Here is an 8,927-nt window from a genome sequence, read left to right as displayed (position 1 = left end):
GCGGTCAATCAGTTCGCCATCATGTTCGAGGATCGCTTCAAGCCCATCCAGGGCTGAACGCGGTCAGGCTGGGACCGGACCGGCGGCCAGATACACAGAGCTTCTGACACTCCCTCGGTGATCGGCGCGGGCTGCCGGTCGGGCGCGTAGAGCGTCCCGAAGCCGCCATAGGCGTCAGCTCCCCGCCATGCGGACCGCGCCGGAGCCCCTGCTACCATCAGCACCAGGCTGTTCATGCCGCGCGCCGCGCCGCATGTCGGTCTGTCGGTCACGCCGTCCGCCAGCCACACTTTCACCCCTGGCGGAAACGCAATCGCACCCAACCCGCACCCGCACGAGCCGCGTCAACGCCGCCGGGTCGATCGCGGGGGTCGACCAGAAAACGCCGCCCGCCGATCAGCACGATCTCCACGCGCTCGGAGACCTCCGAGGGCATAGGCGCCACACCTCCGGGCCGCACCGGCGCGTCCGTGACCGCAACCGCCGAAACGCACTCACCGCCTTCCCGCGCATCTTCGCCGTCGAGCAGGGATTAGTTTCCGCTCTCGTTCGCGCTGACCTGCGCCTGATAGGCCCTCGCGCGGTCGGGCCAGGTACTCTTGATAAAGGCAAGCACGGCGCGGATGTCGTCGTCGCTAAGCACGCCAGCGAAGGCCGGCATGTCGCTCTCGTACGTCCCACCGACGACTTCGGCAACGCCCTCTTTGACGAGCCGGAAGAGGATCCCGTCGCCGTGGTGCCACGTATGGCCCGTAGCGTCGTGCGGCGGTGCCGGCATTCGGCCAGTGGGAAGCCTGCTCTGCCAGTCCAGCCGGCCTTCAAGGTTGGCGCCGTGACAAGAGGCACACGCCTCGGCATAAACGGCGGCGCCGCGCTCTATGTTGGGCGCTTGCTGAGCCGCCGCCGCAGGCGCGACGGCCACCAGCAGCATGGCAATCCTCACCACGCCCTCAAGATCGATCATCGTGCGTCGCGAGATGCGTCGAGCCGTCCAAGGTCTCAGCCACCGAGTTCGAGGCGTGGGACGAGGTTTTGTCTCCCTGACGATAAACAGCAAGGGCGTTCCTGAAATCACTCTGCTTTTCCCTGATTGCATCAAGCTGAGCCGTTGACATAACTCCAGGAGTGGGTTCTGCAGGCGTCGTCACAGCTCGATTTAGGGAGACTGGAGCTGTCATCGGCTTGGTCTGCAATGTCTTGGGCTCGTGTGTCTCGGCCGCGGGCTCATCCGAGCTTGAACCCGGCAGTGACGCCTCGAACAGGCCGGCCCGCCCCTCGAGGTGCGCCTTGGCCTCCTTTTGCCCCCCGTACAGAAGCGCATTAAGCACCCGATCCTCGTAGTATCGAACCTTTGAAAGCCGCACCGGGTTCTGGTCCCGTACAAGTGCGATCGCCGTATCCGGCCCGAGCATACGGATCTGCTCCGGCCGGATCAGTCGAATCCCCTCCTGCCGCTCCTGGATCGAGGCGGCGTCCCAGCCGCGCTGCCGCCAGGACTTCACCCGCACCATTCGGGTCTGATCGCCAATCGCCTCGGAGATGTAGCGCGGCGTATCGGTGTCGGTGGGCGCCATGAAGAGCTGCAGCTCGCAGTTGCCGAGGAAGTTCGCCGCCCCGTCCGCGCCATAGACCTCCCGCAGGTTGGCGAGCGACTGCACGATCAGCATCAGGTGAGCGCCGGAGGAGCGCACCGTGGTGACCGCCCGCCCCATCTCCTCCATCTTTCCGAGCGAGGCGAACTCGTCGAGCAGGAAGAGCACGTCGAACCTGTCCTCCTCCGTCCGGTCAGTCTCTTGCAGCAGCGTGAACATCTGCTGGAACATCAGCCGGATCAGCGGCGACAACACGCCGAGGTCCTTCTGGCTGACGCAGAGAAAGACGCTCGCCGGATCCGAACGAAAGTCGGTGATCCAGAAATCCGTCGCCGCGGTGGCATCCCGCACGTCGGGGTCGGCCCAGAGCCGGAGGCCTCCGTCGAAGAGCACCGACATGTAGCTGCCGAGCACCTTCTCCGGCTGCCCGGCGAACCGGTTGAAGACTGATCGCGCCTCGCCGGACTGCGTGCTCGCCGCGAGAGCTTCAAGCAGCGGTCCAGGCGCGCCGGGCTGGGTCAGCAGGTCGTAGACTGCCGCGATCGTCGGCGTCCCGCACTCGTGCGCCACCACCGCCGTCGCCGCGAAGATTTCGCGGGCGCCGTCGACCCAGGACTCCGTTCCCTTGCCCTTGGCCTCGACCAGGCTGTTCGCCAGCCGCAGCGCTTCCGAAAAGCGCCGCCGCTCCGGCGCCGCCGCCACCTCGTCGAAGGGGTTGTAGCGATGGCTCCGCCGATCCTTGGCATAGGGGGCAAACTTGAATACCCGGTCGCCGAGCTCATACCGCCGGCCGGCGGTCTTCTCGTAGTTCTCGCCCTTGACGTCGAGGACCACAGTCGATCCCGGGTAAGTCAGCAGTGTCGGTATGACGACGCCGACCCCCTTCCCTGCCCCGGTCGGCGCCGCCACCAGCGAATGCACGATTTTCTCCGAGCTCAGATAGGGCGCCCGCGATTTCGGTGACCCGAGCTTGCCCCAGATCGGCCCGCGCACCTCCTCGAGCCGTCGCGCCAGCAACCCGGAACGCCGCAGCTCGCCGGGCTCCGCCCAGCGGGCAGTTCCATGCAGCGTCAGCTGCGGCCGCCACAGCAGCGCGATCCCGGCGAGGCCGAAGGCGAGCGCCACCCCTGCCCCGATCAGCGCCGCGGTCGTCGGCAGCCCTTCCCAGCGCGCTGCAGCCGGGAGCGCCCGGAAGTAGGTGGCGAGGTCGATCTCGCGCAGGTCACCGCCGAGCCGCCAGGTGACGACCGCGCCGGCGGCGAGCAGACCGGGCAGAATGCCGACCATCAGCCCGACGCTGCCTCCGAGCAGGATGTCCTGTCCGCGCCGCGTCATCACCGGCTCCGATCATCGTCGTCGCGTTCGCGACGCCGGCCAGGCCGCTCGGGCTTGCTGCGCCCTTCCGGCGCATCGTCGTCGCGTTCGCGACGCCGGCCAGGCCGCTCGGGCTTGCTGCGCCCTTCCGGCGCATCGTCGTCGCGACTGGCCGGAGCGGCACGCACTTCCCCGCCGCGAGCTTGCCCCCGTCCGCCAGCGGCGTCCCGCGTCGACCCGAGGTCGGGCGCACCGCGCGGGTCCTCGCGTTCGATCTCCCGCACTCGCTCGGCTGCCTCGCGGTAGATCGTCCCGGCCCGGCGGTGGAAGTCGGCGAGTTGCGCGGTTGCCTCGTCGACCCGCTCGGCCGACTGACCCCGTGCCGCGCGATCCGACGCTCGCTCGGCGAGCTCCTCGGCGCGGTAGTCGCGCCCGAGCCCCACCGATACCGTCTCTGCCGCGAACCGCGCCAGCGTAGCCTCCGGTTGCAACCCAAACCGCTCGGCGAGCCGTGCCACCTCCCGCTCTGCCTCGGCCTTGATCGAAGCCGCCCGCGCATCGCCGGGCGCCACTGTCAGGCCGCGGTAGTCAGCGTGCAACGCCTCGGCCCGGTAGCCCTGTAGGCCGGCGTCGTCACGAATGAACGGCGCTGCCTCCGCCTTCAGCCCGGCGAGATCGCGCAGGAACTCCGCCCGCTTCGCCGGATTCTCCACCGACCGGATGTCGGCCTCCAGCTGCACGAAGTTCTGCCGCACCTCGGCCTGAACCTCCTCGACCGTCTCCGCCATCCGCATGGCCTCCTCTGGTGTCAGTCTCGGCGCCGCCTCGCGCTCGACCGCGAGCGCCCGGCCCGCCAGGATCGTCACTGCCGCGGCTTCCAGCCGCCCGGCGAACTCCGGCGCCTGCCCGGCTATTGATGTCGCGGCACCCTGATAGTCGCGGGCATAGTCGAGGATCTCCGCGGCCGTGGCGATCGCCGACGCCTCTGTATGCGCCGGCGCCACCGCCTCCCGCCCTTCGGCCCGCGCCCGCCGGTACTCGGCGTCCGGCACCGGTCGGTCATGTACCCCGCGCGACAGCCGCGTCGTTCCAGTCAGCGCGATCCCCTCCCGCGCCGCCACATCGACCTGGACTTCGCGAAGCCGGTCGAATGTCAGTTCTCCCCGGGACGACACCCGGAGCCATTGCCCCTCGTCGAGGCCGCGCCGCCCAACGACGACATGGATGTGCGGGTAGGCCGTGTCCTTGTGGAAGGCGGTGTAGTAGTCCCAGCGGTCGCCATAGGCACCGCTGTCGAACAGCGCCGCCGCCCACGCCCGCCCTGCCCTCTCGGCTGCATCCGGGTCCGTCCCCTGCGGGAAGCTGACCACGAAGTGCGAGGTCCGGTCGGCCCCGCCCCGATCAACGTCCGGCAACCCCCAAGCCGCCGCAATCTGCGCCGCATCGCCGACTCCGAGCTTGGTGCCGAAGGTGCTCTCCGACGACACCAGCGGCACGTCGCCCTGCCGGCTCAGGTAGTCCATCTGCGCTCGCAGCCCACGGCTTGTCGCCGTGCCGCCCGAGCCGATCAGCTTGACGAGCGCCTGCGGGTTCGGCGACAGCGCCCCGCCAATCGCCGCCCGGCGCCGCGCTCCGGTCCGTCGCCCCTCGTCCGCTGGCGTCCGCACCGCACTGCCGCGGCCGAGCTCGAGATGCGCCCAGTCCTCGCCCATCACCGCATCCACCGCCGACACCCAGGCTGGCGCCTGCGCGCCGCGCCGCAGCAGCTCCGGGACCGACGGCACGCTCATTCCGACCCCCCTACCCTCTCCGGCTCGGCCGCAGCCTTCAGCCGCTCGAGGCCGTCCTCCCGCCGGGCGCCGAGGTCGAGGATCCGCTGCAGGGCGCCGCGGGCCTCGATCAGGATCCGGCCGAGCTCGGCTCGCTGCGCCATGAAGGCGCGGTAGTCGGGGTCGTGCGTCCGGTTCGCCGAATGGGCGATCTGGTTGATGTTCGTCGCCACGCCAGCGAGCTGCCGGTTGATCGACCTGAGCGCCTCCACCGTCTGGCCGTCGACCTCCAGGAAACCGCCGATCCGCCGGGCGGCGATCCGCAAGGCGCGGTTCCGGTTGAGGCCAAGCCCTGCGATCTGGGCGTCGAACTCGGCGAGCTCGGCCTCGGTCAGCCGCACCGAGATCGTCCGATCGGCGCGCGGTTCCTTCTTCGCCTTCTCGGGATCCTGCCATTTGCCGCCGATCATCCGACGGACCTCCCAGCCAGCTGCTGCGGGTTTCAGGCCAGAGGAGTGGCGCGTGCGCTTGGGAGGGGCCTTCTCGGGGTTGGGTTGGGTCATAGCCAAATGTTCTACATTTTCATATATCCTGCCAATCTACCTAACCCAACCCTCTCACTCCTTTCAACCCTTTCTCCACTCCAGCTCTCGCCACTTGCACCAGGGGCCCCGAGGGATCGCCTCAGGCTTGACCGGCGCGCCTGAGCCGTTGTGAGCGCCCTCCAGGGCCCGGGCCGGATCAACCGGCGCCCACCCACTAGAGGTCTAACCAAGCAGCTCAGCGGGCCGCTGGGGCGCTCTCTGCACCTTCGCCCAATTCTCCCGCGACCCAAACCGGACAACCTGGCAAAGACTCTGCCGTATTGACGCACGGTGGTATTCGCGTTTATGCGTTTCGTCGTTTTTTGATTTTAGCGCTTATGGCGTTCTCCGGTTATGGCGTTCTGAGGTTAACCGCGCTTTGCCGTTTAAGGGCATCCGACGTTCGGGCGCTTTTTCGTTCTTTGCTGTTTCCCGTATCTCAGTGTGGTGTCGCTTTTTCGCAACGGCGCTTCGCCGCTTCAAAGCTGTGCCGCATCCGCGCGTTGACGTAGCGCCGCAAGCGCAGTTAAAGCGTATCAGTGGCTGTGCCGTTTTAGCGTTTTTTGAATTTTGCCGCTTCACCGTTATGCCGCATTGCGGTTCCGGGAAGTGGTGGAAGGGACCGAATGAAGCTGATCAGTTTCGTCTCGTTGAAAGGAGGGGCCGGCAAGACGACGGCGCTGAGCGCCCTCTGCTCGGCCCTCCTAGCTCGCGGCCGCAAGGTTGCCCTTCTCGAGGGCGACGAGAACGCCCCGATCTCGCAGTGGCGCAGCTACGCCAAAGCCGCCGGCCGATGGGACGACACCTGTCAGATCTACTTCGCGGCCGATCTCGACAGCTTTGAGAAGGCGGTCGTGGAAGCCGAGAAGCAGGGGGTCGAGTTCATGCTCGCTGACACCCACGGTGGCGGGTCCGAAATCAACAGCATCGTCGTCGCGAACTCGGCGCTGGTCATCGTCCCCACGGCGATCACGACATACGACATCGACGAGGCGGTCAACACGATGGAGTTCGTCCACGACCAGATCGAGGAGGAGGGGACCAATACACTCATAGCGTTGCTGGTCACAAAGCTCCCCCACACGCCGAACAAGTCCCGACAGATCGAGATCGATCGGCTGGAAGTGTTTCCCATGCTAGCCACCAAGCTGCGGGATCGCGATGCCTACGCCAGTATGAAGAGGGACGGCATGCTCCACCTGACCGTCCGTGCAAAGGAGTCGGATCCGGCGAGCCGCATTTCGGCGAAGCACTTCAAGATTGCCATGGCCGAAGCCGACGAGCTGGCGACAGACGTACTTGTGGCTCTGGAGGAATAGCAGTGGCGGGCATCGTCAAACCGAAAAAGAGCTACGACGAGCAGCGGCGCGAGTTCAATGTGAAGCGTGGGCTGCCTTACCCCCCAGAGGCTGGGGCGCCCGAGGACCCTGCTGCAGCGCCACCAACGGCTGACCCAGAAGCCCAAGCCGATAAGAAGGCGCGTCCTCAGCATGTCGCACGGAAAGCTCGCCCTCCGAGGGCAGCGCCAACGAGGCCACCAGCGGAGGACAGCGAGGAAGCTGTCCTGGTGAAGCTGCGCGTTCCGGCTCCAAAGCCGGGCGCCTTTCCGCTGTTCGACCAGGCCGCTGCCTCCATGGGAGAGAAGCGCGCATTGCAGCGGCTGCTCTCTCGTTCGCTTTCCGACTTGGCCGATGCGGTTGAGCGGGGCGAGAGGATCAGTCCTGCGACATATCCCGCCGGAAAGGTCAGCCTCAACACCACAAAGATGCTGAGCCCTCGGCTCTATGCTGCCGCCAAGGCGGCTCTCGACCCTTTGGACCTGGAAACTCCCGGCGGATTGGGACGCGCTATCAGCATGGCCGCGCTGGCCCGATACCTCGAGAGAGGCATACGGGTATCGGCCGGGCAAGCACCGACCTTGCCAGCCGCGAATGAAGAGGGCTGAGGATCGGTCCTTGGGCCAGCGCCGGGGGCGCTGCGCCGGTTGGGCAATCTCTAGATTGCCCAACCGGCTAAATTTCTTAGTGGGGCAGGGGGCCGCTACGCGGCCGCCTCCTTCTCGTTGTCACCGGCAAGCGCCAGCAGCAGGTCCGCCGCCTTCTGCCCCTCGGCCGCGGCCCGAAAGATCGCCCGCTTGTCTTCCTTCAGCGCCTTGAGCCAGCTTTCGACGTAGGCGGCGCTCTGCTCGAAGTCCGGTGTGAGCCCGAGGTGAGTGCAGAGGAGGACGTTGCCGAGCTCGGCGACGAGCTCCTCGAAAGCGTAGGCCGTCCGGTCGGCGAACTTCTTGATCCGGTCGAGGCGGCTGCCGTGCCCGGTCCAGTGGGTCTTATGCCGATATCGGCATAAGACGCATTATGCCGTAAGTCGGATTATGCCGCATGGCCGAGTTCGGTGGCTGGTTTGTCGGAATTCGGCCATGCGGCGGTTCGGCATAATCAGAGCGCTTCGAGGAAGGCGAGCAATTCGTCACTGGGACGATACCGCCCGGGATGCGTTCCCGGGCTTGCGACCTGCGCGAGCGCCTTTTCCTTCAGCCGCATGTCAGCGTGGATATAGATCTGGGTTGTTTCCACGGATTCATGCCCGAGCCAGAGAGCAATCACGGATTGGTCGACGCCGTGATGGAGAAGTTCCATCGCAGTGCTGTGGCGAAGCGTGTGCGGCGTGACGTGTTTTCCTGCGAGACTCGGACATGCTCGCGATGCCGTAAGGCAATGCTTGCGCACGAGGTGCTCCAATGCGTCCCGGCTGAGTTGTGCGCCTCGGATCGAGGGGAACAACGGTCCGTCGCTATCGTGGCGTTGGCCGATCCAGCTCTGGATCAGTTTGGCCGTATCACGCCGAAGAGGCGTGCTGCGTTCTTTTCGCCCCTTGCCGATGCAGCGGATGTAGGCGCCGGTGCCGAGAACCACGTCCTTGCAACGCAGGTTGATCAGCTCGGACGCCCGCAGCCCGGTCTGAAGCGCAAGCACCAGCAGGACGTGATCTCGCTGCCCCACCCACGTCGTCCGATCCGGCGCGGCCAGGAGCGCCGCTATCTCCTCGGCGTCAAGGAATGTCACGCTCCGCTTCACGTACCGCTTGTTCGGCATCGAGAGAATGCGCTGGCAATGAAGCAGCCAGCCCGGATCAGTCAATGCAACGTAGCGGAAGAATGAGCGGATGGCTGCAAGCCGAGTATTGCGGGTGCGCGCCGTGTTGCCGCGTGCCGTTTCGACGTAGGTCAGGAAGTCGGCGACGAGGTCAGCATCGAGATCTTCAATCGTCAGATTCGTAGGCGGCTTTCCACGCCGTGCGCTTGCGTACCGGATCAGCAGTCGGAACGTGTCCCGATAACCGGCGATGGTATGATGGCTTGCCTCCATCTGGGTGCAGAGGCGATCGGTGAAGAAGCGCTGGATCAGCGCGGGGAAGTTGGTCGCCTTCATCAACTTTCCTCCTCCGCCGCGCCTGCTATTCGAGCGGAGGCCAGTTCCAGCAGTTCCGGGACCGCTTCCAGGTACCAGTATGTGTGGGCGGGGTTTGCATGACCGAGCCATGTCGTGGAGAGTGTCCGGTGTCAACGGCGGAGCAAAACCAGGCCGTTGGGCGGCGCAAAAGTAGGCCACTTGGCGCCGCAAGCGGGGAACGGCGGGAGGGCGTAGCCCGACTAGAGTTTCCCGCTTGCG

General features: G+C 66.4%; 7 protein-coding genes and 1 pseudogene. 2 read left to right on the top strand and 6 right to left on the bottom strand.

Annotation, left to right across the window (positions count from 1 at the left end):
- Positions 1–532: 532 nt before the first annotated feature.
- Genes ACLJK8_RS20835 through ACLJK8_RS20820 form a run of 4 tightly spaced genes read right to left on the bottom strand, consistent with a single transcriptional unit; the run spans position 533 to position 5,145 of the window.
- Positions 533–964 carry a c-type cytochrome gene (locus tag ACLJK8_RS20835; RefSeq protein ID WP_413152313.1) on the bottom strand — a complete coding sequence of 144 codons (432 nt, stop codon included), beginning with the start codon at positions 962–964 and terminating at the stop codon, positions 533–535.
- Positions 951–2,927 (bottom strand): type IV secretory system conjugative DNA transfer family protein, encoded by a 1,977-nt coding sequence (locus ACLJK8_RS20830; RefSeq protein WP_413152312.1) that lies wholly within the window; start codon positions 2,925–2,927, stop codon positions 951–953. Before ACLJK8_RS20830 ends, ACLJK8_RS20835 begins: the two co-directional genes overlap by 14 nt.
- On the bottom strand, positions 2,927–4,696 hold the full coding sequence (locus ACLJK8_RS20825; RefSeq protein ID WP_413152311.1) for a relaxase/mobilization nuclease domain-containing protein: 1,770 nt from the start codon (positions 4,694–4,696) through the stop codon (positions 2,927–2,929). The genes ACLJK8_RS20830 and ACLJK8_RS20825 overlap by 1 nt, the downstream gene beginning before the upstream one ends.
- The gene (locus tag ACLJK8_RS20820; RefSeq protein ID WP_413152310.1) at positions 4,693–5,145 is read right to left on the bottom strand and encodes a DNA mobilization endonuclease VirD1/MobC family subunit; all 453 of its coding nucleotides are present in this window, start codon (positions 5,143–5,145) and stop codon (positions 4,693–4,695) included. The genes ACLJK8_RS20825 and ACLJK8_RS20820 overlap by 4 nt, the downstream gene beginning before the upstream one ends.
- A 740-nt stretch (positions 5,146–5,885) precedes the next feature.
- Between ACLJK8_RS20820 and ACLJK8_RS20815 the strand changes: the two genes are divergently transcribed.
- Entirely contained in the window at positions 5,886–6,578 is a 693-nt protein-coding gene (locus ACLJK8_RS20815; RefSeq protein ID WP_413152308.1) for an AAA family ATPase, read from the top strand.
- 248 nt (positions 6,579–6,826) lie between these two features.
- The gene (locus tag ACLJK8_RS20810; protein ID WP_413152306.1) at positions 6,827–7,204 is read left to right on the top strand and encodes a VirC2 family conjugal transfer protein; all 378 of its coding nucleotides are present in this window, start codon (positions 6,827–6,829) and stop codon (positions 7,202–7,204) included.
- Between the two features lie 95 nt (positions 7,205–7,299).
- Here the strand turns inward: ACLJK8_RS20810 and ACLJK8_RS20805 are convergent.
- Both ACLJK8_RS20805 and ACLJK8_RS20800 read right to left on the bottom strand, forming a co-directional pair.
- Positions 7,300–7,575 (bottom strand): annotated as a pseudogene (locus ACLJK8_RS20805) (zincin-like metallopeptidase domain-containing protein); the annotation flags it as partial.
- Between the two features lie 119 nt (positions 7,576–7,694).
- Positions 7,695–8,687, bottom strand: a complete 993-nt coding sequence (locus ACLJK8_RS20800; RefSeq protein ID WP_413152304.1) for a tyrosine-type recombinase/integrase — start codon at positions 8,685–8,687, stop codon at positions 7,695–7,697.
- Between the last annotated feature and the right edge of the window lie 240 nt (positions 8,688–8,927).

Source organism: Amaricoccus sp. W119 (assembly GCF_047275745.1).
Lineage (GTDB): Bacteria > Pseudomonadota > Alphaproteobacteria > Rhodobacterales > Rhodobacteraceae > Amaricoccus.
This window is presented reverse-complemented; position numbering and strand designations above follow the sequence as displayed.